The organism is Mycobacterium sp. VKM Ac-1816D, assembly GCF_000416385.1.
Classification (GTDB): Bacteria; Actinomycetota; Actinomycetes; order Mycobacteriales; family Mycobacteriaceae; genus Mycobacterium; species Mycobacterium neoaurum_A.
This window is the reverse complement of record NZ_AOHQ01000146.1, coordinates 143,863-166,181: the sequence shown is the minus strand read 5'-3', so window position 1 is coordinate 166,181 and position 22,319 is coordinate 143,863. Positions and strand designations below refer to the sequence as shown.

Sequence of the window (22,319 nt, the reverse complement as noted above, 5' to 3'; positions counted from 1 at the left end):
CGGTGACCCTGACGGACCCGGCGCCCGTTCGAGATCACGATGGGTTGCTGTGGCAGCGGCGGTACGGTCGTGCGCTGCTCATCACCGACATCGTGGTGGTCGGGACGGCGATGGCGTGCGCGCAGATGGTTCGGCTGGGTCGGCCGGTCACCGACTTCGACCCGCTCACCAAGTACTTCGGATTGCTCTCGGTCATCTTCGGTCTCATCTGGTTGGGTTTGCTGGCCGCGTACCGCACCCGCTCGCCCCGGATCGTCGGCGCCGGCATGGAGGAGTACCGCCGGGTCCTGTCGGCCACGTTGTCCACCATCAGCGTGGTGGCTGTCACCCTGATGATCTTCCGGCCGGAATATGCACGCGGATACCTGGCGCTGGCGTTTCCGCTCGGTCTGGTGTTCCTGTTCGTCGGCCGCAGCGCGTGCCGGCGGGTGCTGTCCTGGTACCGCAAGCGCGGGCAGTGCATCACCTCGGTCGTCGCCGTCGGTAATGCCGCGGCGGTGCGCAGCCTGGTGCAGTCCCTGGAACGGTCCTGGGGTTACGGCTACTCGGTGGTCGGTGTCTGCCTCACCGGCCGCTCCGGTGGCGGCACCCTCGATGTCCCCGGTGTCGGGCCGCTGCCCATCCTCGGTGACGAGCATCAGGTCGAAGAGGCCATCGCCAAGGTCAATGCCGATACCGTGGCGCTCACCACGACCGAACACCTCGGCCCCGATGGTGTCCGCGAGCTGTCCTGGGATCTGGACCGCCTGGGCGTCGACCTGGTCGTATCGCCGGGGATGGTCGACGTGGCCGGACCGCGGCTGACCATGCGCCCGGTCGCCGGCCTCCCGCTCATCCACGTCGAGAAGCCGCAGTACAGCGGAACCAAGAAGCTGCAGAAGCGTGCCTTCGACATCTTCGTCTCGGTCAGCGTGCTGCTGGCGGCGTTCCCGCTGCTGCTGGTGAGTGCCATTGCCATCAAGCTGACCAGCCGTGGACCGATCTTCTACCTGTCCGAGCGGATCGGACTGGACGGCAAGCCGTTCCAGATGATCAAGCTGCGCACCATGGTGGTGGACGCGGACAAGATGGTGGCCGGCCTCGCCGAGCTCAACGAGATGGACGGCGGGGTGTTATTCAAGATCCGCCAGGATCCGCGCGTCACCTCCGTCGGCAGGATCCTGCGTCGGTACAGCATCGACGAGCTGCCGCAGTTCATCAACGTGCTGAAGAAGGAAATGAGTGTCGTCGGGCCGCGGCCGCCGCTGCCCAGTGAGGCCGATGCCTACACCGACCAGGTGCGGCGTCGGTTGCTCGTGCTGCCGGGCATCACCGGGCTCTGGCAGGTCAGCGGTCGGGCGGATCTGTCCTGGGACGACTCCGTGCGATTGGATCTGTCCTACGTCGAGAACTGGTCCATCAGCAGCGATCTGCTGATCGCGGTCAAGACCGTGCGCACCGTGCTCGGCGGTACCGGCGCCTACTGACGGCCACCAGGAACGGCACCGGCGCTGCGGTAGCGTGGAGTTCGTGCCGTCCGAGGTCAGATCCAGCCGACCACGCCGGCTCTTCGGCATCATCGCCCTCACTGTCGCCCTGATCGCCCAGCTGGCCGTGTACGCGGCGTTGGCGCCGTTCGCCGTGCCGATCGGACTCGCGGTCGTCAACACCCTTCCCGGCCCTGGCGGTCCGCCCACCCCCATCCCGTCGGCGGATCTGAACGTCGGCGGACCGGGATCGTTGGTGTCGGCCACGACCATGCCCGGTGTGACCCGCCGCGTGGAGGCCCGCAACATGCACGCCGCCCGCGTGCTGTACCGGTCCACCTCCGGCGATTCCGGGGCACCCACCGTGGTGTCCGGGTCGGTGTTCACGCCGCTGGGCGACCCGCCGCCGGGCGGTTGGCGGGTGGTCGCGATCGGGCACGGCACCGTCGGTATCGACGAGCCGTGCGCGCCATCGCTCTCGGACACCATGTTGGGCGCGCTGGCGTTCGTGACGCCGTTCATCGATCGCGGCTACGCCGTCGCGGTGCCCGACTACCAGGGGTTGGGCGCCAAGGGGATTCATCCCTATCTCGATGCCAAGACCGCCGGGCTGAACATGATCGACAGTGTCCGCGCGTTGCGGCACACCTTCGCCGACGTCTCGGGAACCTGGATGGCTTTCGGACACTCCCAGGGCGGAGCCGCCACCTGGGCGGCCGACGAGCAGGCGGGCGTGTACGCACCCGAACTGCACCTGCTCGGGGCGGTGGCGGCCGCTCCGGCCGCCGATGTCAGCGGGTTCGTCGACAAGGCGCTGGCGGGCACCCTGACCTCAGATCAGCTGTTGGCGATGCCCGTCATCGTCGAGGCGCTGGCCCGCGTGCATACCGATCTGAACCGCGACGATTTCCGGGGCGGGGCGGCCACCGAGAACTGGTCGGTGCTGACAGCATGCCAGGCGCCCGAGATCTACCAGCGCGGTGCGGCCGCCGAGCAGCTGCGGCCCGAGGACGTGGCACCGCGCAACGGGGTGGCCGCCGATCGGTTGCGCCAGTTGTTGCGCGCCTGGGCGTTGCCGCAGCGGGCGCTGTCGGCGCCGATGTCGGTCTGGTACGGCGGTGCCGATACATTGGTCGACGCAGCATGGACCGCCGACGCGATCAAACGCGCATGTGCCTTGGGTGGCACGGTGACGGTCCAGTTCGAGCCGGACAAGGGGCACGCGGAGGTTGACCTGGTGAGCCAGTTGAACTGGATGGCAACGAGATTCGCCGATCAACCGGTGCGCAATGACTGCTGAACGAATCGCCCTCGACGCCGCGGCGCTACGGGCAGGCCTGGCCGCACCCTGGCAGCGTCTCGACGTCGTCGACGAGACCGGGTCCACCAACGCCGACCTGATCGCCCGTGCCGCCACCGAACCGATCGCCGGTGCGGTGCTACTTGCCGAGCATCAGGCCGCCGGTCGCGGCCGTGGCGGACGCGTCTGGGAGGCGGTGCCCCGCGGGCTGGTCATCGTGTCGGTGGGCATCTCCACCGCCGGAGTCCCCGAACAGCAATGGGGCCTGGTGCCGCTGCTGGCGGGCGTCGCGGTGGTGGACACGATGGCTGCCATCGGTATCACCGCGGGTTTGAAGTGGCCCAACGACGTCCAGGTCGGGGGAGCAAAGATCGCGGGCATCCTGGCCGAGGTCGCCTCGCCGCAGCCGGTGGTGGTGTTGGGGATCGGGTTGAACGTGGCCGTCAGCCCCGATGAGCTCGGCCAGGCCAATGCCACCTCGATCCAGATTCTCGGGGGTCCCACCGACCGGACCGAGATCGCACGCATCCTGCTGCAGCAGTTGGGCTCTCGGATCACGGCATGGCAGGCCGGCGGCGGTGCCGCGCTGCTGGCCGACTATCGGACGCGCTCGGCAACCCTGGGACGATCCGTGCGCGCACTGCTGCCGGGCGGCCGCGAGATCGCGGGCACCGCGACGGGCGTCGACGAGCAGGGTCGATTGTGTATCGACACCGGGGCGGGCACCGAGGTGGTCGCTGCGGCCGATATTGTGCATTTGCGCCCGTTGTCCGGTGAGGTGTTTGAGTAGAGTCCACTGTCGTGGGCTATCCAGAAAACGTCCTGGCCAGGGATGAACACGTCGTTCTGCACCGGCACCCGCACTGGAAGCGGCTGCTCGGGGCGATCTCGGTGCTGTTGCTGGCCAGTGCCGCCGCGGCCTTCGCCGCCGGCTGGGTGAATCAGACCGACTGGGACGACAACGCCAAGCGGATCATTTTCGCCGTCCTCGCCGCCATCTGGTTGATTCTGGTCGGCTGGCTGTCGGTGTGGCCGTTCCTGACGTGGTGGACAACACATTTCGTGATCACCGACCGCCGCGTCATGTTCCGCCACGGCCTGCTGACCCGCAGCGGTATCGATATCCCGCTGGCGCGGATCAACAGCGTGGAGTTCACCCACGGGCTGCTCGACCGGATGCTGCGCACCGGCACGCTGATCATCGAATCCGCGTCACAGGACCCGCTGGAATTCTCCGATATCCCGCGCGTGGAGCAGGTGCATTCCCTGCTCTATCACGAGGTCTTCGACACCCTCGATTCCGAGGAATCGCCCAGCTGATCCGGTCCCGCGAGCCCGCGGTGCAGTGGGGTGACCGAACCGTTGTGACCGGCCTCGACATGGTCCTCGAAGGCCTCGGCGATACCGCCGGCGGTCAGGGTGGACTCCAGCGCCTTCTCCGGGTTGCGGGCGAATTCGTCGGGGAACACCCAGCGCCGGAATGCCCAGAACCGGAAGGCCATCTGCAGCAGATTGCCGATGACGTACGCCGAGATGAAGTCGGCGATGTTCTCCACCGTCAGCGACACCTCGGGCACCCGTAGACCCAGCACATAGCTGGAGAAGTACAGCGGTGCCATGGCCAGCAGCACCCCGACGCCACTGACGCCGAAGAACAGCAGTGCCTCGTGATGGCGCTCCCGGCCGCCGCGGTCCTTGAAGCTCCACTCGCGATTGAGGACATAGGACGCGATCACCGCGACGATGCCCGCGATGATCTTCGCCGTCACCGGCTTGGGCTCCAGGACGGTGAGCTTCAGTGTGTAGAAGATCGCCGAGTCGATGATGAACGTCGTCGCGCCGACCAGGGCGAACTTGATGAGCTCATGGTGCCGCTCGGCGAAGGGCCGGAAGGCGCGGGGCAGCCGCGCGATCGTGGCATCAGCAAAGGACACGGGGATGAAGTCTACGCAAGTAACCCGGCCAACGTGAACCGCTGCAGGTCAGTCCTGGTACCGGCGGTCCGCTCGGCCCCTGCGCCCGGCATGACAACATAGGTAGCCGTGTCCCGAACGCCCTCTGTCTCCCGAGCGCCCACCGTCGTGATGATCGGCGGCGGTCAACTGGCCAGGATGACCCACCAGGCCGCCATCGCGCTGGGGCAATCCCTGCGCGTGCTGGCCGCCGATCCCGGCGACCCTGCCGCTCAGGTCACACCGGAGGTGGTGCTGGGCGCCCACACCGACCTGGACGCCCTGCGCCGCGCGGCCCAGGGTGTGGCGGCGTTGACCTTCGACCACGAGCACGTGCCGACCGAACACCTCGAGCAGCTGGTCGCCGAGGGGGTGACGGTGCACCCGCCGCCGCAGGCGCTGATCCACGCCCAGGACAAGCTGGTGATGCGCCGCAAGCTGGAGGCCCTCGGTGCGCCGATCCCGGCCTACGCCGCAGTGCACAACGTCGACGATGTCGACGCGTTCGCCGCGCGGACCGGCGCCCCGGTCGTCATCAAGACCGTCCGCGGCGGCTACGACGGTCGTGGGGTGGTGCTGGCGCGTGATCTGGCCCATGCCCGCGAGGCCGTCGCCGGGTACCTGGCCGACGGTGTCGAGGTGATGCTGGAGGAGCGGGTCGCCTGGCGCCGGGAGCTCTCGGCGCTGGTGGCGCGCTCGCCGTTCGGGCAGGGCGCGGCGTGGCCGGTGGTGCAGACCGTCCAGCGCAACGGGATCTGCGTCGAGGTCATCGCCCCGGCACCCGGGTTGGCGCCCGAGCTCGCCGCCGGAGCCGAGGCGCTGGGGCTGCGGTTGGCCGAGGAGCTCGGTGTCGTCGGTGTGTTGGCCGTCGAGCTCTTCGAGACCGAGGCCGGCCAAATCCTGGTGAACGAGCTCGCGATGCGCCCGCACAACTCGGGGCACTGGAGCATGGACGGTGCCCGCACCGGCCAGTTCGAGCAGCACCTGCGCGCGGTGCTGGACTACCCGCTCGGTGACACCTCGGCGCTGGCGCCGGTGACGGTGATGGGCAATGTCCTGGGCGCGGCCCAGACGCCTTCGATGTCGATGGACGAGCGCGTTCACCACCTCTGTGGCCGGATGCCCGATGCCAAGATCCACCTGTACGGCAAGGGGGAGCGGCCGGGCCGCAAGATCGGGCACGTCAACATCGTGGGAGGCAGCTGGGCAGGGCCAGGTCACGCCTCGCCGGACAATGCGGAATATGTTGCGGCACTGCGGGAACGGGCGCAGCGTGCGGCGCACTGGCTGTCGCATGCCGAGTGGACCGACGGATGGGATGGACACTGAGTTGACCGAGAAACTGCGGCCCCGCGTCGGGGTCATCATGGGCAGCGACAGCGACTGGTCGGTGATGGAGGCCGCGGTGACCGCGCTGGCCGAGTTCGACATCCCGTTCGAGATCGGTGTCGTGTCCGCCCACCGCACCCCGGGCCGGATGCTGGAGTACGCGCAGAGCGCCGCCGGGCGCGGTATCGAGATCATCATCGCCGGTGCGGGCGGGGCGGCGCACCTGCCAGGCATGGTCGCCGCCGCGACGCCGCTGCCGGTCATCGGTGTGCCGGTGCCGCTGGCGCGACTGGACGGCCTGGACTCGCTGCTGTCGATCGTGCAGATGCCGGCCGGGGTGCCGGTGGCGACGGTGTCGATCGGCGGTGCCCGCAACGCGGGCCTGCTGGCGGTGCGGATCCTGGGTGCCTCCGATCCCGCGTTGCGCTCCCGGATCGAGGATTTCCAGGCGGGTCTGGAGCAGATGGTGCTGGAGAAAGACGCCGCGTTGCGCAATCGCCTACTCGGCAATTGAGTGAATCGCTATTAACCGGCTAAGGTTACTGGCGAGTAGCGAGGAGATCCCCATGGTTGCCAACCCGTCCTTTGACCTGTTCCAGCTCTCCGACGAGCACAACGAGTTGCGCACCGTGCTGCGCGACCTGTGCGAGAAGGAAATCGAGCCGCACGCCGCCGATGTGGACGCCAAGGCGCGCTACACCGACGAGGCCTTGGCAGCGCTGGATTCCTCCGGCTTCTCGGCCGTCTTCATCCCCGAGGAGTACGGCGGCCAGGGCGCCGACGCGGTCGCGGCGTGCATCGTCATCGAGGAGGTCGCGCGGGTCTGTGCGTCGTCCTCGCTGATCCCGATCTGTAACAAGCTGGGCACCACCGGCCTGCTGATGCGCGGGTCCGAGGAGCTCAAGGCCAAGGTTCTTCCCTCGATCGCCGCGGGCGAGGCGACGGCCTCCTACGCCTTGAGCGAGCGCGAGGCCGGTAGCGATGCCGGCGCCATGCGCACCAAGGCCGTCGCCGACGGTGACGACTGGATCCTCAACGGCACCAAGTGCTGGATCTCCAACGGCGGCAAGTCCACCTGGTACACCGTCATGGCCGTCACCGACCCCGACAAGGGCGCCAACGGCATCTCGGCGTTCATCGTGCACAAAGACGACGAGGGGTTCAGCGCCGGGCCCAAGGAACACAAGATGGGCATCAAGGGATCGCCCACCACCGAGCTGTACTTCGAGAACTGCCGTATCCCCGGCGACCGGATCATCGGCGAGCCGGGCACGGGCTTCAAGACCGCGCTGGCCACCCTGGATCACACCAGGCCCACCATCGGTGCGCAGGCCGTCGGCATCGCCCAGGGCGCGCTGGACGCCTCGATCGCCTACACCAAGGAGCGCAAGCAGTTCGGGAAGTCGATCGCGGACTTCCAGAACACCCAGTTCATGTTGGCCGATATGGCGATGAAGATCGAGGCCGCCCGGCTGATGGTCTACACCGCCGCCGCCCGCGCCGAGCGGATGGAGCCCAACCTGCAGTTCCTGGCCTCGGCCTCGAAGTGCTTCGCCTCCGATGTCGCCATGGAGGTCACCACCAACGCCGTGCAGCTGTTCGGCGGGTACGGCTACACCGTCGACTTCCCCGTCGAGCGATTCATGCGCGATGCCAAGATCACCCAGATCTACGAGGGCACCAACCAGATCCAGCGCGTCGTGATGAGCAGGCAGCTGTTGAAGTGACCCCGCCGGCCTGAGTCGGCGCCGACCGGCCGGTTATTGCACGCCTTCCTCGAAAGGGCGTGTGATAACCGGCCATTCGCGTCTAGCGCCCCTTGGTGATCTTGCGGTAGGTGCTGCGCAGCGTCTCGTTGCGCCGCGCGATGTGCACCGGGTGCTTGGGCACCGGCACCAGGACGCTGACCGGATGGCCGACGAACGACGACTCGAACACGGCGGTCATGGTTCTGCCGCTGTAGGCGGCGTCCAGGGCCTGCCGGTAACGCGTGGCGTGTTCGGGCTGGGTGAACAGCACCTTGTTGTAACCGATGTAGAAGGGCACCAGGGCGCCGCCCTTCTCCAGGTAGTGCACGGTGCCCACGCAGACACCCGGCCACTGCTGGTTGAAGACATCGTCGGCGATCACGACGCCACCCTCGGTCAGGCTCTTCTCGGCCAGTCGCATATCGCTGAGCACGATCTCCTGGGTGTGCCCGCCGTCGACGGAGAACAACCGCACCCCGGACATCTCGGCGATCTCCCCGGGGGAGATCTGGGTGGAGTCACCCTGGTGGATGATCAGGCCGTCCCGATCGGTCCACGAATCCAGGTGTGCCAGGAATCGGTCCCGATCACCCTGGCCGGATTTGTCGATATTGGCGTCCTGATCCTCGAACAGGTCGATCGCGATGGCCGCTTCGCCGGGCTGCTGGAGCAGCTTCATGGCGATGAAGAGCTGCCCGTGATGCACGCCGATCTCGGCGATCGGACCACCGATGCCTGCCGCACGCTGATACTCGTCGACGGCTTGCAGCAACCCGATGGCAGCGGTCTCCGTATAGCCCTGCACCCGACGATGCCCGATATGGCGATATGCAGCGAACTTCAGGCCATTGCGTTCCACGTGTCACAGGGTACTCATAGCGGGTGTAAAAGACCCATCACGCGCAAATATTGACGCTCGGGGCACTTCGCGACCTGCCTCGCACGGCGGGTCAGCCCCGGGTCACCTTCTCCATCTCGCGCCGGCGATCGAGGCGGTCGGCGTCGGGGTGGACCACCAGCACCAGCGACGATCCGGCGGTCAGCACCGCCAGCAGGTGCTCCTCGACGTCGCCCGGGGTGTTCCAGGATGCGGTCGAGAGCACCCGGTCCCGGTCGGTCAGACCCGCTCGGGCGGCGGCTGCGGTGGCAGCGGCCACCACCTGCGCCGGGCTGCGACCGGCCAGTGCCGGCCCCGGCGCGCGCTCGGGCACGATCTGGTCGCCGTGCACCCGCACCGAGGTCGCATAGTCGGTGACGCCGATCGGCAGGTCCGCGACCGGCTTACCGAACGGATCGAGCGAGAACGCCACCACTTCTCCGGTCCCGACGATCGCGTCGGCCTCGTCGAGCCGGTCGGCGGTGCACAACGCGATCTCGGCGTCCCCGACATCGGCCCCCAGCACCGCCTCGGCGCCGATCCACCAGATGCCCAGCAGCACCGCGGCGGTCTGCCAATGCGCGGGCAGCAGCACCGCGATCCGGCTGCCGGGGCCGGCGCCGAGCTCGTCGCGCAGCAGGTTGGCGGTCTTGGCGGCCCAGTTGGCCAGCGTCACCGCGGACAGTTCGATGCGCTCGCCGGAGGCGTCGTCGTAGTAGGTGATCCGCGGGCCCACCGGGTCGCGCTTGAGCAACGGATCGAGCAGGGCGGCGCTGACGGTGTCGGTCACCTCAGTTCACACATTGGGGGTCATCCGAGCCTGCGGTGATGATCGGCGACGGCGGCGGGGGAGCGGTCTCGCTGGTGGAAACCAGGTCATCGCCCTGATAGCCCTGGTACCAGTCGCTGCCCGCGGGATCGGCCGACGCGCCTGTGCCCTCCAGCCCGGAGCCCGGGCCGGAGTAATCGTCGGACAGCACGACCTGCACGGTGCCGGGCGCCATTGAGGGATCTTCGACGACGGTCAGGTTGCCCAACTTCTGCGAGACGGCCTGCGCACCGAGATCATCGACGCTGGGCGCCCTGACCATGCTGTTGGCGACGCGCTCGCCGTCGTGGTTGCCCACGTTGCCCGCGGTGAATCCGCCGCTGGTCAGCACCTGGGAGACTGCGGCGGCCAGCCCGTTGATATCGGTGTCGTTGACCACGTCGACGGTGGTTTTCTCGGGTGAGTACGCGACCTTCTCGGTGTTGCCCTCCTCCTGCTCGTTGAGCAGGCCGTCCACCCACTGCTTGACCTGGTCCTGGTCGACGCGGACGACGGACTGCATACCGTCGTCACTCCAGCCGTCCTCGCGCAGGATCGGAATGGTGGCGAAGGCGACCGAGCCCGCCGCGACATCCTGGAGCTGCTTGATGAAATCCATGATGTCCCAACCATCGGACAGCACGACCGAACGCTGCACCGCGGTCTGCAACCGGTTCAGGGTTGCCGGGCTGGACAGGGTCTTGCCGGAGATGACCTCATGGGCCAGGGACGCCATCACCACCTGCTGGCGGGTCACCCGATCCAGATCGCCGCGCGGCAGATCGTGGCGCTGTCGCACGAAGCTCAATGCCTGCGGACCGTCCAACTTCTGCCAGCCCGCCGGGAAATCGGCACCCGAGAGCGGTTCGTAGACCGGATTCTTCAGACAGACATTCACCCCGCCGAGGGCATCGGTGATCAAGCTGAAACCCAGCAACCCGATCTCGGCGTAGTGGTCCACGGTGACGCCGGTGAGGTGCGCGACAGTCTTGATCAGCGCCTCCCGCCCGGCCTCGGTGCCTTCCTTCTCACCCTCGACCGGGTCCATGCCCTCGACCTCGATGAGCTGCTTCATCGTCGCCAGCCGGGCGTCGCCGTAGACCCCGTTGATCTTCATCTTGCCCTCGTTGTCGGGCAGTTCGACGTAGGTGTCGCGGGGGATGGAGATCGCGGTGGCCGACCTCCCGTTGTTCGGGATGCGGATCAAGATGATGGTGTCGGTGTTGGTGGCGACATCGTCGCCGACGCGCAGGGTCGCCAGTTCCTCGGGCGAGAGCGGATTTCCGTGCGCATCGGTGCGGCTGTCGACGCCGACGAGCAGGATGTCGATGGCGCCGTCCTCGCCGCCGCCGCCGAGGGCCGCCGAGTTCACGTGGTGGATACCGTCCTCGAACGAGCGGACCGTGCTCCAGGCGACCCCGGTGGACAACACGACCGCGACCGCGGCAGCCACGCCAACGGTCCTGGTCAGCCGATTCTGCATCTGCCCAGGCTACTGTCCGCCGCTTCGATGTCCGTCCAGGCGCGTCGGCGTGCCAACCGGTCCGTACCGCGTCCCGCGCTCACCTCGGCCGGTAACGAGAACCACTCAGCGAACGAAAGATTGTGTACGAACCGATTACGGCCGACATCGGCGTTCACCCTCCTGGGCAGGGCGTTCGGTCCAAGAGTGCACAGGAGGTCCGGTAAATTGACCGGTATGCGGAAAACAATGGGCAGGGTCTTCGGCCGTGCGGCGGTAATGGTCGCTCTGGTCGCGTCGATGGTCGGGGTGAATCCGGCCACGGCCGGCGCGGTGGTGGCCCCGGCCGACGGGTACGGATTCGCCCAGGGCTACACCTGGGCCACCGGTAACCCGGCGGATTCGGCCCGCGAGATCGCCGCGGTCGGCAAAACCACGGCGACCTGGGTGCGGCTGCCGCTGGACTGGGGGATCGTCGGAATCGGCCCCGGTCAGTACAACTGGGGCTACTTCGACAACCTGGTCAACGCCGCCAGCGCCAACGGACTGCGGATCCTCGGCCTGATCTCCAACACCCCGTTCTGGGCCAGGACCGATGGCGCCCAGAAGTTGTTCCCGTCGGCGCCGCCGAAGGACTACGGCGAATTCGGCGACTTCGCCGCGGCCGCCGCCAGCCGGTACGCCGGTCGCATCAACGCCTGGGAGATCTGGAACGAGCCCAACCTGCCGCTGTTCATGGGGTTCGCCGACAACAAGGCCGTCCGCTACACCGACATGCTCAAGGCCGCCTACCCGGCCATCAAGCGCGCCAACCCGGGAGCCACCGTGGTGGCCGCCGGCCTGAGCCCGCTCGCCGGTCCCGATTCGCCCCCCGGATTCCTGCAGCAGATGTATGACGCCGGCGCCAAGGGTTCCTTCGACGCCGCCGCCGCGCACCCCTACGTCTTCCCCGGTGGAATGGCTGCCGACAGCAACAACGGCTGGTCCGATGTGCTGCGTATGCATGATGTGATGGTCGCCAACGGCGACGGCGGCAAGAAGATCTGGCTGACCGAGATGGGCGCCTCCACCAGCGATATCCCCGGCGACGGCGTGAGCCAGCAGGAGCAGGCCAAGCAGATCGTCGACGTGCTCGGTGCCGCGGCCGCGGTCGGCTGGGCCGGGCCGGCGTTCATCCACGCGGTGCGTGACCTGGACACCGGTAACCGCAACGACCGGGAGGCCAACTACGGCGCGTTGCTGACCACCGATTGGCAGCCCAAGGTGGCCGCCGGCGTCCTCGCCAAATAGCGCGAGGTGACCGCCCGGATCGTCATCACCGGTGCGGGTGGACAGGTCGGACGGTGCCTGGCCGGTGTGCTCACCGGCCAGGGCCGTGATCTGCTTGCCCTGACCTCCGCCCAGTGGGATATCACCGACCCGGCCGCCGGGCGTGATCTGCTGGTCGCCGGCGATGTCGTCGTCAACTGCGCGGCTCTCACGGCCGTCGACATCGCCGAGGCCGACGAGTCGCGTGCCCACGCCGTCAACGCTGCGGGCGCCGGCCATGTCGCGCGGGCCTGCGCTGCCGCCGGGGCGCGGCTGATCCACATCTCCACCGACTATGTGTTCGGCGGGGCCGCGACGCGCGGGCAACCGCGGCCGTTCGAGGTCGACGATCCGCCCGCTCCGGTCAGTGTCTACGGCCGCAGCAAGCTCGCCGGCGAGCACGAGGTGCATGCCGCGCTGCCGTCGGCGCAGGTGGTGCGCACGGCCTGGGTGTACACCGGATCCGGTACCGATTTCGTGGGCACCATGCGCAGACTGGCCGCCGAGCGCGACACCGTCGAGGTGGTGGCCGACCAGACCGGTTCGCCGACCTACGTGGCCGACCTGGTCGAGGCGCTGCTGGTGCTGGCCGACGATCCGGATCCCCGGCCGGTGTGGCATATCGCGAACACCGGTCCGGTCAGCCGGTACGAATTGGCCCGGGCGGTGTTCGCCGGTATCGGCGCCGACCCGGACCGGGTTCGGCCGGTGACCACCGACAAACACCCCCGTCCCGCACCGCGGCCCGGCTACTCGGCGCTGTCGACGGCCCGGTATGACGCTGCCCACACACCGATGCGGTCCTGGCAGGACGCCCTGACCGCCGCCTTGACGGCGCTGGGATAGAACCGGTTATCTACGAGCGTGCGTGATGAACTGGCTGGGCAGCGTGGCTGACGAACTCACCGTGGTGACGGTGACATATTCACCGGGACCGCATCTCGACCGCTTCCTGGCCTCGCTCGCACATGCCACCGAACGCCCCGTCACCGTCATCATGGCCGACAACGGGTCCACCGACGGCGCACCCGAAGAGGCCGAGCAGCGCTATCCGAACGCGGTGTTGCTGCGCACCGGCGGCAACCTGGGCTACGGCACCGCCGTCAACCGCGCGGTGCAGAAGTACGTCACCGACGGTGACTGGTTCATCGTGGCCAATCCGGATGTGCAGTGGGGACCGGGTAGCATCGACGAATTGTTCGCCGCCACCGAACGCTGGCCCGATGCCGGTGCCCTCGGCCCTCTCATCCGTGACCCCGACGGCACGGTCTACCCGTCGGCGCGACATCTGCCGAGCCTCATCCGCGGCGGTATGCACGCCGTGGTCGGGCCGGTGTGGAAGTCGAACCCGTGGACGGCGGCCTATCGCCAGGAGCGGCTGGAACCCAGCGAACGGACCGTCGGATGGCTCTCCGGTGCGTGTCTGTTGTTGCGCCGCAGCGCATTCGACGGGATCAACGGGTTCGACGAGCGGTACTTCATGTACATGGAGGATGTGGACCTGGGGGATCGGCTGGCGCTGGCCGGATACCAGAACGTCTACGTCCCGACGGCCGAGATCCTGCACGACAAGGGACATTCCACCGGTCGGGACCCCGCGCGCAATCTGGCCGCACACCATCGCAGCACCTACACTTTCCTCGCCGATCGGCATCCGCGGTGGTGGCAGGCCCCGCTACGGTGGACCATCAAGGGTGCGCTGGCGACCCGAGCCGGCCTGGTGGTCCGGAATTCTCGACGTAAGCAGGCGAAAGGACGGCACTGAGCAATGGTCAATCCCGCGGAGGTCGATGCCGTCATCCTGGTCGGTGGCCAGGGCACCCGGTTGCGGCCGCTGACCCTGTCCGCGCCCAAGCCCATGCTGCCGACGGCCGGTCTGCCGTTTCTGACCCACCTGCTCTCCCGCATCGCCGCGTCCGGCATCCGCCACGTGGTGCTCGGTACCTCGTACAAGGCCGAGGTGTTCGAGGCCGCCTTCGGCGACGGATCGAAGCTGGGTCTTGAGATCGAGTACGTCGTCGAGGAGGAGGCGCTGGGCACCGGCGGAGGCATCGCCAACGTCGCGGACAAGCTGCGCCATGACACCGCGCTGGTGTTCAACGGCGATGTGCTCTCCGGTGCCGATCTGGGGGCGCTGCTGAACTGTCATGCCGCGCACGAAGCCGATGTGACATTGCACCTGGTGCGCGTCAGCGATCCGCGCGCATTCGGTTGTGTGCCCACCGACGAGAACCAGCGGGTGACAGCCTTTCTGGAGAAGACCCAGGATCCGCCGACCGATCAGATCAACGCCGGCTGTTATGTGTTCCGCCGCAGCGTGATCGACGAGATTCCCAAAGGCAGGATGCTCTCGGTCGAGCGCGAGGTGTTCCCGACCCTGTTGGCCGAGGACCGCAAGGTGTGTGGCTATGTGGACGCCAGTTACTGGCGCGATATGGGCACCCCCGACGACTTCGTGCGTGGCTCGGCGGATCTGGTGCGCGGCATCGCGCCGTCACCCGCGCTGCAGGGCCAGCGCGGTGAATTCCTCGTCCACGACGGCGCTGCGGTGGCGCCGGGGGCGTTGCTCATCGGTGGCACCGTCATCGGCCGGGGCGCCGAGATCGGCGCCGGCGCACGGCTGGACGGCGCGGTGATCTTCGACGGTGTGCGGGTCGAGGCCGGTGCCGTGATCGAACGCTCGATCATCGGTTTCGGCGCCCGCGTCGGACCGCGCGCCCTGATCCGCGACGGTGTCATCGGTGACGGTGCCGATATCGGGGCACGGTGTGAACTGTTGCGCGGTGCCCGGGTGTGGCCCGGTGTGACGATCCCCGACGGCGGTATCCGCTACTCGACCGACGTCTGAGCGCGCAGGCGCACTACGGGTTCTTCGGGGCGTCCGCCGTTTCGGCGTCGTGCCCCGTGGTCTCGGCGACCCGGTATCGCGCGGCCCTGGCCAGCGCGTCCAGTGACGGGTCGCCCGGCGGCATGGCCTCCAGCGGCCACCAGCGCAGATCCAGTGACTCGTCGCTGCGGGTGATCTCGGCGCCTGCCGGAGCGCGCACGACGAACTGCAGATCCAGATGTCGGGTGGGCTCACCGAGCGAGCACGTGAGCGGATGCACATGTATCGCAACGAGTTCCGAGTCGATGTGCAGGCCGTCGATACCCGATTCCTCGGTCGCCTCGCGCAGTGCGGCGGCCACGATATCGGGATCACCGTCCTCGCAGTGCCCACCCAGTTGCAGCCATCGGCCCACCCTGGGGTGCAGCGTCAGCAGAGCCTGGGTGCCGCTGTGATCGAGCACCAGCGCCGAGGCGGTGATGTGCCCGGGGACGCACGATCGCCGGCAGGCGTCGGGCCGGGCCAGCACGAACGCCAGCACCGCGTGGCGCAGCGCATCCTGAGCGGAATCGGTTGGCTGCCAACCGGTCAGGGCGTCGACCACCGAGGCGTGCAGTCTCATCGCTCGACGAGCAGGCCGTCGGTCGGCGCCGGCTCGCGTGCCGGCTGCGGCTCGGCCGGATAGCCGATGGCGATGGCCCCCAACGGTTCCCAGTCCTGCGGCGTGGAGAGCTCGCGTCGGGCGATATCGGGGGCGAAGATCGTCGAGCCGACCCAACAGCTGCCGATCTCGCGTACCGCCAACGCCACCAGCAGCGCCTGGACCGCCGCCCCCGCGGCGACCGTGAACATCGTGTGTTCGGCGGCCCTGCGATGTGCGTCGGGGTAACTGTGCGCCCCGTCGGGCACCATGAACGGGATGACCAGTTCGGGTGCGTCGTAGAGTAACCGGCCCCGTTCTGCGCGGCGTGCGGCGTCCTCGGGGGAGCGGCCGTCGTCGATGAGGTCGGCTTCCCAGCGCGCCCGCATCGCCTCCAGCAGCCGGGTGCGCGTCGGGTGGTCGCGTACCCACACGAACCGCACCGGTCGGGTGTGGTGGGGTGCGGGTGCCGTCAGCGCCTCGGCGACGGCGGCCTCGATGAGCGTGGGCGGCACCTCTGCGGTGTCGAAGGTGCGTACCGACCGACGCAACAACTGCGCCTGGTGGCGGCCGAGTTCGATGGCCTCGGCGGTGCCGAGCCAGAACAGGTCGTCCTGCCCACTGCGCACCAGGGTGCGGCCGTTGGAGCCGTCGTCGTGCACGGTCAGCCCGCGGACCACCGCCGCCGGGATCCCGGTGAGCTTGCCCTTGACCAGATCTGCCGCGGCGGCGAGTTCGTCGGCCACCGCGATCTCGGTCACCACCAACTCGTTGCCGTGTACATCGTGGGCGCCGGCATAGCCGTGCAGCACCGTCAGTCCGGCGGCCCCGATGGCCACATCGGTCTGTCCGTTGCGCCAGGCACGTCCCATGGTGTCGGTGACGACGACACCCACCCGCACGCCGAGGTGCGTCGCCAGACCGTCGCGCAGGGCAACGGCGCTGGCGTCGGGATCCACCGGTAGCAGGGCTAATTCGGCGGCGTCGACATTCGAGCCGTCCACCCCGGCGGCGGCCTGGATCAGCCCGATGGCGTTCTCGGTGATCAACGTCTTGCCCTTGCGGGCTAGCACGCGCACGGCCTCGTCGTCGATGAGCTTGCGGCGCAACGCATCCCGTTGTTCGGGGTCGGTGGGTGCAGCGACGATACGCCCCTCGGCCTTGGACAACACCTTGCTGGTGATGACGAGCACATCGTCATCACGCAACCACGGTGCGGCGCCGGCCACGGCCGCGGCCACATCATCACCGGGCCGGAACTCACCGAGACCGGTGACGGGGATGATCTCTAGGGCACCCGCACTGCCGTGCTCGGCACTCACAGCGTCAGCCCCGCCAGATTCAGCCCGGCGCGCACCATCTCGGCGGTCACGGCGGGTTCGGACATGAGCAACGGGGCCTGGGTGACGGTGACGCCGTCGATCTGGGCGCTGTCGCCCTGGTCGATCAACCAGCCGTCCAGGATGCCGACGCCGCTGCGTGCGCCGTAGTGCCGTCCCACGGCTTCCGAGGATGATTCGACGCCGATCACCGATAGGCACTCGTCGGCCATGCCGCGCAGGGGCTTTCCGGCGATGATCGGGGAGTAGCCGATGACCGGCGCCGGCGTGGAGCGCAGCGCGGCACGGATCCCGCCGACGGTGAGGATGGAACCGATGCTGACCACCGGGTTCGACGGCGCGACCAACACCACGTCGGCGCCGGTGATCGCCTCGACCACACCCGGTGCGGCCGTTGCCTTGTCCGAACCCACGAACGCGAAACTGTGTGTCTGCACCTTGGCGCGGTAGCGCACCCACCACTCCTGGAAGTGGATGGCCTTGCGCTCCCCGTCGGGATCGGTGATCACCACATGGGTCTCGCTGCGGTCGTCGCTGGCCGGCAGCAACGTCGCGCCGGGTTGCCATCGTGCGCACAGCGCCTCGGTGACCTGCGAGAGCGGGTAGCCCGCCCGCAGCATCTGGGTGCGCACCAGATGGGTGGCCAGATCGCGGTCGCCGAGCCCGAACCAATCGGGCTGCACGCCATAGGCCGCCAGTTCCTCCTTGGCGTGCCAGGTTTCGTCGCGGTGCCCCCAGCCGCGCTCGGGGTCGATGCCGCCGCCGAGGGTGTACATGCACGTATCAAGGTCCGGGCAGATGCGGACGCCGAACATCCAGGCATCGTCACCGACGTTGACCACGGCTGTCACCTCGTGTACCGGCGTGCCGGAGGGGTCGGCAAACTGGCCCAGCCGCAACAGATGCTGGACCCCGAGCAGGAACCGGGCGCCGCCCACGCCGCCGACCAGAACGGTGACCTTCACGACTTCAAACCCTAGGCCAGTGGGCCCGTCGCGTCGTCGCCACCCGGGGTGTGGCGAACACGCCGGAGCATGGACACGCCGGATCTACGTCACGAGATGGTATGAAAACTAGCCATTCCGCTTGACCGAGACAGCTAACAAGTGTCTAATCACATCAGTGTCATTCCTGGTTCGCCGCCGGTTGCGGTGGCGCAGACCGACATTCGATCATCTGTTCGAATGGGGTGGCCGGACATCACAATAGTGATAGCTGGGGTAGTGCTGGTGGGGTTTGCGTTTTCACGATCCGGCAGGGGCTCCACCCGTGGGGAACAATCAAGTAGGTGAGGAGGCGGAACATGTCTTTTGAGCAGGTCGATCTCGACCGCGTGCTCCGGTTCGACAACCGGATGCTCGGTTCAGTGGGCAGCGCACCGCACACCGCTGCCGGTCCGGAATCCAACGATGTCATCGCGCGTCCGCAGCTGAGCCTGGTGTCTGACCGCGCCGAGCTCGCCGCGCCGTCCGACGACGATGATGATCAGTGGCAGGAGCGCGGCCTCTGCGCGCAAACTGATCCCGAGGCGTTCTTCCCCGAGAAGGGCGGCTCGACGCGCGAAGCCAAGCGCATCTGCCAGGGCTGCGAGGTTCGCGACCGCTGCCTGGAGTACGCCCTGGCCAACGACGAGCGATTCGGCATCTGGGGCGGACTGTCCGAGCGCGAGCGTCGGCGCCTCAAGCGCGGCATCATCTGACGCTCGGCGTCAGGCGTCGTCGGCCGGTGCGTCGATGACGTCGGGATCCACTCCCAGATAGGTGGCCACCTGCGCCACCAGAACTTCGTGAAGCAAGTCGGCGAGTTCGTCGGTGTCTTTGGCGCGACGCTCGATTGGCTTGCGGAACAACACAATTCGTGCCCGCGTGGAGTTGCCGCGGACATCCACCCCCGCCGGGATCAGTCTGGCAAGGGCGATCGGCCCGTCGGCGACGACCTCGGGCGGCCACTGCACGCTCTCGGGATCCTTCGGTGCGATGCGGGGAATCTCGTCCACCGCGACGTCCAACGTCGCGACCCGACTGTGCCACCGGCGTTCGATCGGTTCGTAGGCTTCCAGGACCGCCATGTCGAATCGCTCGGCGCGGCTACGCCAGCCGGGGACGGTCGGCGGCAACAACGGACCGCGCATTCCACGCCCGCGGCGTGATCCCCGATGGTTGTGCTGCGCCACGGGACAGATGGTAACGGTTGATCATCAAGCGATAACGGTTGGAGATCTCCCGCGCGGTCGCGCGCGTGTCCGGACCCCCGCGGCGGGCCCACACGATAATCTTCGGGGCGTGAACGTTCCCCGTCGCTGCTGCAGGCCCGGGTGCCCGCACTACGCCGTGGCGACGCTGACCTTCGTCTATTCGGACTCGACAGCGGTCGTCGGGCCGTTGGCCACCGTCTCCGAGCCACATTCCTGGGACCTGTGCGTCGTGCATGCCGGACGGATCACCGCCCCGCGTGGGTGGGAACTCGTGCGCCACGCCGGTCCGCTGCCGGCCAACCCCGACGAGGATGATCTCGTCGCGCTCGCCGATGCTGTCCGTGAGGGACGCGAGGGAGTGGCCTCCACGGTCAACGGTGTCACCGCCGGATTCTCCGATCCCACGACCGGTATGCCCGGAGGCGCGTTGATGGCGCCGCCGGTCCGTCGGCCCGAACCCAACGGTCGTCGACGCGGCCATCTGCGGGTTCTGCCGGATCCGCCGTCGGAATAGCCCGGTCAGGGTCGGCTGGAGGGGTCCGTGCCGCGGTCACTGAGGCGGGACCCGCCGCGGCACGCAGGGCGAGCCACTAGGCTGGCTTGCAGAGCTGTCCCTTCAGAGATTCCCCCGTCGACCGAGAGAGCGAGGAGAGCCATGTCTCGGCCCGCTGAGGCTGTCCACGCCGTCATCAAGGCCTACGACGTGCGAGGTCTGGTCGGAGAACAGATCGACGAGGGATTCGTCCGCGATGTCGGCGGCGCGTTCGCCCGGCTGGTCCGCGACGAGGGCAATCGCTCGGTGGACACGGTGGTGATCGGGCACGATATGCGCGCCAGTTCGCCCGCGCTGTCGGACGCGTTCGCCGAGGGGGTGATCGCCCAGGGCCTCGACGTGGTCCGGATCGGGCTGGCTTCGACCGATCAGCTCTACTTCGCTTCCGGCCTGCTGGACTGTCCCGGTGCGATGTTCACCGCCAGTCACAATCCGGCCGCCTATAACGGCATCAAGTTGTGCCGTGCGGGGGCGAAGCCGGTGGGCCGCGAAACCGGCTTGGCCACCGTCGCCCAAGAGGTGATCGACGGTGTACCCGCCCACGACGGCGCCACCGGAACCATCACTGACCGCGACGTGCTGGCCGAGTACGGCGACTTCTTGCGCTCACTGGTGGATCTCGCCGAGCTGCGTCCGCTGCGGGTGGCCGTCGACGCGGGCAACGGCATGGGCGGGCACACGACCCCGGCCGTGCTCGAGTCGATCCCCGGGATCACCGTGCTGCCGCTGTATTTCGAGCTCGACGGAACGTTTCCCAACCACGAGGCCAATCCGCTGGACCCGGCCAACCTGGTGGACCTGCAGAAGCATGTGCTGGACACCCGCGCCGATATCGGGTTGGCGTTCGACGGTGATGCCGATCGCTGTTTCGTCGTCGACGAGCTGGGCAGGCCGGTGTCGCCCTCGGCGGTCACCGCGTTGGTGGCCGGCCGGGAACTGGGCCGCGAGATCGGCGCCACGGTCATCCACAATCTCATCACTTCGCGCGCGGTGCCCGAACTGATCATCGAACGCGGTGGGACGGCGGTGCGTTCGCGCGTCGGCCACTCCTACATCAAGGCGCTGATGGCCGAGACCGGCGCCATCTTCGGCGGCGAGCATTCCGCGCACTACTACTTCCGTGACTTCTGGGGTGCCGATTCGGGCATGCTCGCCGCGCTGCACGTGCTGGCCGCGCTCGGGGAGCAGCAACGTCCGCTCTCGGAGCTGATGGCCGACTATCAGCGCTACGAGGCCTCCGGGGAGATCAACTTCACCGTCACCGACGCTCCGGCCACGGTCGACGCCGTCCTGACCGCGTTCGGAAGCCGCACTCAATCCCTCGATCATCTGGACGGGGTGACGGTGGATCTCGGTGCGGGGCGCTGGTTCAACCTGCGCACCTCCAACACCGAGCCGTTGTTGCGGCTCAACGTGGAGGCGCGCACCACCGACGAGGTGGCCGAGGTGGTGGATGAGGTGGCTGCGCTGATTTCGGCGCAGACCGACGACGGTGGTCGGCTGCAGGCCAGTGAGCCCGCGCCATGACCGCCCGGGCCGCCACCATTGACCTCGACGATGTCGAGGGACTGCTGGCTGCCGACCGGGACGGATTGTTGCGGGCGGCCGCGATGGCCGGCGCGCAGGTGCGCGCCATGGCGGCCGCGGTGGGCGAGGGCGCACTCGAGCAGGTGCGTGCCGACGGTCTTGCGCGCACCCTGATCTGGGTGGCCGACGGCGGCCCGGCACGTGCGGCGGGCACGATGCTCGCGGCCGCACTCGCCGCGCCGACGCCGGTGACCCGGCGCTGGTTTCGGCCGCGGCCACAGGTGTGCGACGGGGTGCGCGGGTGGTGCTGGTGGCCCCGTACGAGGGCCCACTGCGCGAGGCGACCGCGGGCCGGGCCGCCGTGCTGGCGCCGCGGCTGGCGGTGCCCGAAGAATTCTCGTCGACCCGTTATCTGGCTGCCGGAGTGGCGATCCTGGCGGTGCTCGACCGCGGGTTGCGGGTCGACATCGACGCCCTCGCCGACGAACTCGACGCCGAGGCGTTGCGTAACAGCGCCGGCCGCGAGCTGTTCACCAACCCGGCCAAGACGTTGGCCGAGCGGCTGACCGGACGTGAGGTCGTGTTGGCCGGTGACAGTGCGGCGACGGTGGCCCTGGCCCAGCACAGTGCGGCGGTGTTGCTGAAGGTGGCGAGTCAGGTGGTCGCCGCGGTCGGGTTGACCGATGCCCTCGGCGCGCTGGCCCGCCTCAACGCCGCCCCCGTGGACTACGAGACGGCGCTGTTCCACGACGAGGAGCTCGACGGTCCGCTGCCGTCGCGGGTGCGCACGCTCGTGCTGACCTCCGATGCGCAGCGTCCGGCCGTGGTCGCCCGGACCGAGGGCTACCCCGATCTCGACGTCGTCAGCGCCGACGATGTGCCCGACGCCGCGCCGTCGGGCGTCGGCAGCCGTCCCGAGCAGCAACTGGCGATGGTGGCGGTGCGGTTGGAGATGACGGCCGTGTACCTGCGATTGGCGCGAGGTTGA

General features: G+C 68.4%; 22 protein-coding genes and 1 pseudogene. 15 read left to right on the top strand and 8 right to left on the bottom strand.

Annotation, left to right across the window (positions count from 1 at the left end; genetic code table 11):
* Positions 1-2 precede the first annotated feature (2 nt).
* From G154_RS25210 to G154_RS25195, 4 genes are read left to right on the top strand one after another with little or no spacing between them, the layout of a single operon-like run.
* Complete coding sequence (locus tag G154_RS25210; RefSeq protein ID WP_019514735.1) at positions 3-1,466, top strand: sugar transferase; 1,464 nt, start codon at positions 3-5, stop codon at positions 1,464-1,466.
* 43 nt (positions 1,467-1,509) lie between these two features.
* Positions 1,510-2,766, top strand: coding sequence for a lipase family protein (locus G154_RS25205; RefSeq protein WP_237742530.1), 1,257 nt, complete (start codon positions 1,510-1,512; stop codon positions 2,764-2,766).
* Positions 2,756-3,556, top strand: coding sequence for a biotin--[acetyl-CoA-carboxylase] ligase (locus tag G154_RS25200; protein WP_019514733.1), 801 nt, complete (start codon positions 2,756-2,758; stop codon positions 3,554-3,556). The genes G154_RS25205 and G154_RS25200 overlap by 11 nt, the downstream gene beginning before the upstream one ends.
* Positions 3,557-3,567: 11 nt before the next feature.
* Positions 3,568-4,086, top strand: coding sequence for a PH domain-containing protein (locus G154_RS25195; protein WP_019514732.1), 519 nt, complete (start codon positions 3,568-3,570; stop codon positions 4,084-4,086).
* On the opposite strand, the gene G154_RS25190 is transcribed toward G154_RS25195, so the two are convergent.
* Complete coding sequence (locus G154_RS25190) at positions 4,041-4,700, bottom strand: GtrA family protein (RefSeq protein ID WP_019514731.1); 660 nt, start codon at positions 4,698-4,700, stop codon at positions 4,041-4,043. The genes G154_RS25195 and G154_RS25190 overlap by 46 nt on opposite strands.
* Before the next feature lie 150 nt (positions 4,701-4,850).
* Between G154_RS25190 and G154_RS25185 the strand changes: the two genes are divergently transcribed.
* Genes G154_RS25185 through G154_RS25175 form a run of 3 tightly spaced genes read left to right on the top strand, consistent with a single transcriptional unit; the run spans position 4,851 to position 7,774 of the window.
* Positions 4,851-6,047: a 5-(carboxyamino)imidazole ribonucleotide synthase gene (locus tag G154_RS25185; RefSeq protein ID WP_019514730.1), complete on the top strand. Its 1,197-nt coding sequence runs from the start codon at positions 4,851-4,853 to the stop codon at positions 6,045-6,047.
* On the top strand, positions 6,037-6,561 hold the full coding sequence (gene purE / locus G154_RS25180; RefSeq protein WP_019514729.1) for a 5-(carboxyamino)imidazole ribonucleotide mutase: 525 nt from the start codon (positions 6,037-6,039) through the stop codon (positions 6,559-6,561). Before G154_RS25185 ends, purE begins: the two co-directional genes overlap by 11 nt.
* Before the next feature lie 52 nt (positions 6,562-6,613).
* The gene (locus G154_RS25175) at positions 6,614-7,774 is read left to right on the top strand and encodes an acyl-CoA dehydrogenase (protein WP_019514728.1); all 1,161 of its coding nucleotides are present in this window, start codon (positions 6,614-6,616) and stop codon (positions 7,772-7,774) included.
* Positions 7,775-7,856: 82 nt separating this feature from the next.
* On the opposite strand, the gene G154_RS25170 is transcribed toward G154_RS25175, so the two are convergent.
* From G154_RS25170 to G154_RS25160, 3 genes are all read right to left on the bottom strand, one after another.
* Positions 7,857-8,654, bottom strand: a complete 798-nt coding sequence (locus G154_RS25170) for a class I SAM-dependent methyltransferase (RefSeq protein ID WP_019514727.1) — start codon at positions 8,652-8,654, stop codon at positions 7,857-7,859.
* A 91-nt stretch (positions 8,655-8,745) separates the two neighbouring features.
* Positions 8,746-9,462, bottom strand: coding sequence for a TIGR03089 family protein (locus G154_RS25165; protein WP_019514726.1), 717 nt, complete (start codon positions 9,460-9,462; stop codon positions 8,746-8,748).
* A gap of 1 nt (position 9,463) precedes the next feature.
* On the bottom strand, positions 9,464-10,963 hold the full coding sequence (locus G154_RS25160; protein ID WP_019514725.1) for an LCP family protein: 1,500 nt from the start codon (positions 10,961-10,963) through the stop codon (positions 9,464-9,466).
* Positions 10,964-11,179: 216 nt separating this feature from the next.
* Here G154_RS25160 and G154_RS25155 point away from each other — a divergent pair, with 216 nt between their 5' ends.
* The 4 genes from G154_RS25155 to G154_RS25140 are packed head-to-tail and all read left to right on the top strand — an operon-like array spanning position 11,180 to position 15,098.
* On the top strand, positions 11,180-12,232 hold the full coding sequence (locus G154_RS25155; protein WP_045546586.1) for a cellulase family glycosylhydrolase: 1,053 nt from the start codon (positions 11,180-11,182) through the stop codon (positions 12,230-12,232).
* Positions 12,233-12,238: 6 nt separating this feature from the next.
* On the top strand, positions 12,239-13,096 hold the full coding sequence (gene rfbD, locus G154_RS25150) for a dTDP-4-dehydrorhamnose reductase (protein WP_019514723.1): 858 nt from the start codon (positions 12,239-12,241) through the stop codon (positions 13,094-13,096).
* A gap of 43 nt (positions 13,097-13,139) precedes the next feature.
* A complete protein-coding gene (locus tag G154_RS25145; RefSeq protein ID WP_023985434.1) occupies positions 13,140-14,015 on the top strand; it encodes a glycosyltransferase family 2 protein in 876 nt (291 codons plus the stop codon).
* 3 nt (positions 14,016-14,018) lie between these two features.
* Entirely contained in the window at positions 14,019-15,098 is a 1,080-nt protein-coding gene (locus G154_RS25140) for a sugar phosphate nucleotidyltransferase (RefSeq protein WP_019514721.1), read from the top strand.
* Positions 15,099-15,111: 13 nt separating this feature from the next.
* On the opposite strand, the gene G154_RS25135 is transcribed toward G154_RS25140, so the two are convergent.
* Genes G154_RS25135 through cofD form a run of 3 tightly spaced genes read right to left on the bottom strand, consistent with a single transcriptional unit; the run spans position 15,112 to position 18,022 of the window.
* Positions 15,112-15,699, bottom strand: a complete 588-nt coding sequence (locus tag G154_RS25135; RefSeq protein WP_019514720.1) for an NUDIX hydrolase — start codon at positions 15,697-15,699, stop codon at positions 15,112-15,114.
* A complete protein-coding gene (locus G154_RS25130; RefSeq protein ID WP_019514719.1) occupies positions 15,696-17,039 on the bottom strand; it encodes a coenzyme F420-0:L-glutamate ligase in 1,344 nt (447 codons plus the stop codon). Before G154_RS25130 ends, G154_RS25135 begins: the two co-directional genes overlap by 4 nt.
* Positions 17,036-18,022, bottom strand: coding sequence for a 2-phospho-L-lactate transferase (gene cofD, locus G154_RS25125; protein ID WP_019514718.1), 987 nt, complete (start codon positions 18,020-18,022; stop codon positions 17,036-17,038). The genes G154_RS25130 and cofD overlap by 4 nt, the downstream gene beginning before the upstream one ends.
* Positions 18,023-18,486: 464 nt before the next feature.
* Between cofD and G154_RS25120 the strand changes: the two genes are divergently transcribed.
* Entirely contained in the window at positions 18,487-18,756 is a 270-nt protein-coding gene (locus G154_RS25120) for a WhiB family transcriptional regulator (protein ID WP_162269052.1), read from the top strand.
* A 9-nt stretch (positions 18,757-18,765) separates the two neighbouring features.
* Here G154_RS25120 and G154_RS25115 read toward each other — a convergent pair whose 3' ends face one another.
* Entirely contained in the window at positions 18,766-19,188 is a 423-nt protein-coding gene (locus G154_RS25115) for a metallopeptidase family protein (RefSeq protein WP_019514716.1), read from the bottom strand.
* A 151-nt stretch (positions 19,189-19,339) separates the two neighbouring features.
* Between G154_RS25115 and G154_RS25110 the strand changes: the two genes are divergently transcribed.
* From G154_RS25110 to G154_RS25100, 3 genes and pseudogenes are all read left to right on the top strand, one after another.
* A complete protein-coding gene (locus tag G154_RS25110) occupies positions 19,340-19,765 on the top strand; it encodes a DUF3499 domain-containing protein (RefSeq protein ID WP_023985435.1) in 426 nt (141 codons plus the stop codon).
* 141 nt (positions 19,766-19,906) lie between these two features.
* Positions 19,907-21,331, top strand: coding sequence for a phosphomannomutase/phosphoglucomutase (locus G154_RS25105; protein WP_019514714.1), 1,425 nt, complete (start codon positions 19,907-19,909; stop codon positions 21,329-21,331).
* A pseudogene (locus G154_RS25100) lies at positions 21,328-22,319 on the top strand (TobH protein). The gene G154_RS25105 and the pseudogene G154_RS25100 overlap by 4 nt, the downstream one beginning before the upstream one ends.

What these genes read in the sequence shown, in the direction of transcription:
- G154_RS25200 (WP_019514733.1), top strand. Translation starts at nt 2,756, where the DNA reads ATGACTGCTGAACGAATCGCCCTCGACGCCGCGGCGCTACGGGCAGGC.
- G154_RS25185 (WP_019514730.1), top strand. Translation starts at nt 4,851, where the DNA reads ATGATCGGCGGCGGTCAACTGGCCAGGATGACCCACCAGGCCGCCATC.
- purE (WP_019514729.1), top strand. Translation starts at nt 6,037, where the DNA reads ATGGACACTGAGTTGACCGAGAAACTGCGGCCCCGCGTCGGGGTCATC.
- G154_RS25175 (WP_019514728.1), top strand. Translation starts at nt 6,614, where the DNA reads ATGGTTGCCAACCCGTCCTTTGACCTGTTCCAGCTCTCCGACGAGCAC.
- G154_RS25160 (WP_019514725.1), bottom strand. Translation starts at nt 10,963, where the DNA reads ATGCAGAATCGGCTGACCAGGACCGTTGGCGTGGCTGCCGCGGTCGCG.
- G154_RS25155 (WP_045546586.1), top strand. Translation starts at nt 11,180, where the DNA reads ATGCGGAAAACAATGGGCAGGGTCTTCGGCCGTGCGGCGGTAATGGTC.
- G154_RS25140 (WP_019514721.1), top strand. Translation starts at nt 14,019, where the DNA reads ATGGTCAATCCCGCGGAGGTCGATGCCGTCATCCTGGTCGGTGGCCAG.
- G154_RS25135 (WP_019514720.1), bottom strand. Translation starts at nt 15,699, where the DNA reads ATGAGACTGCACGCCTCGGTGGTCGACGCCCTGACCGGTTGGCAGCCA.
- G154_RS25115 (WP_019514716.1), bottom strand. Translation starts at nt 19,188, where the DNA reads ATGCGCGGTCCGTTGTTGCCGCCGACCGTCCCCGGCTGGCGTAGCCGC.
- G154_RS25105 (WP_019514714.1), top strand. Translation starts at nt 19,907, where the DNA reads ATGTCTCGGCCCGCTGAGGCTGTCCACGCCGTCATCAAGGCCTACGAC.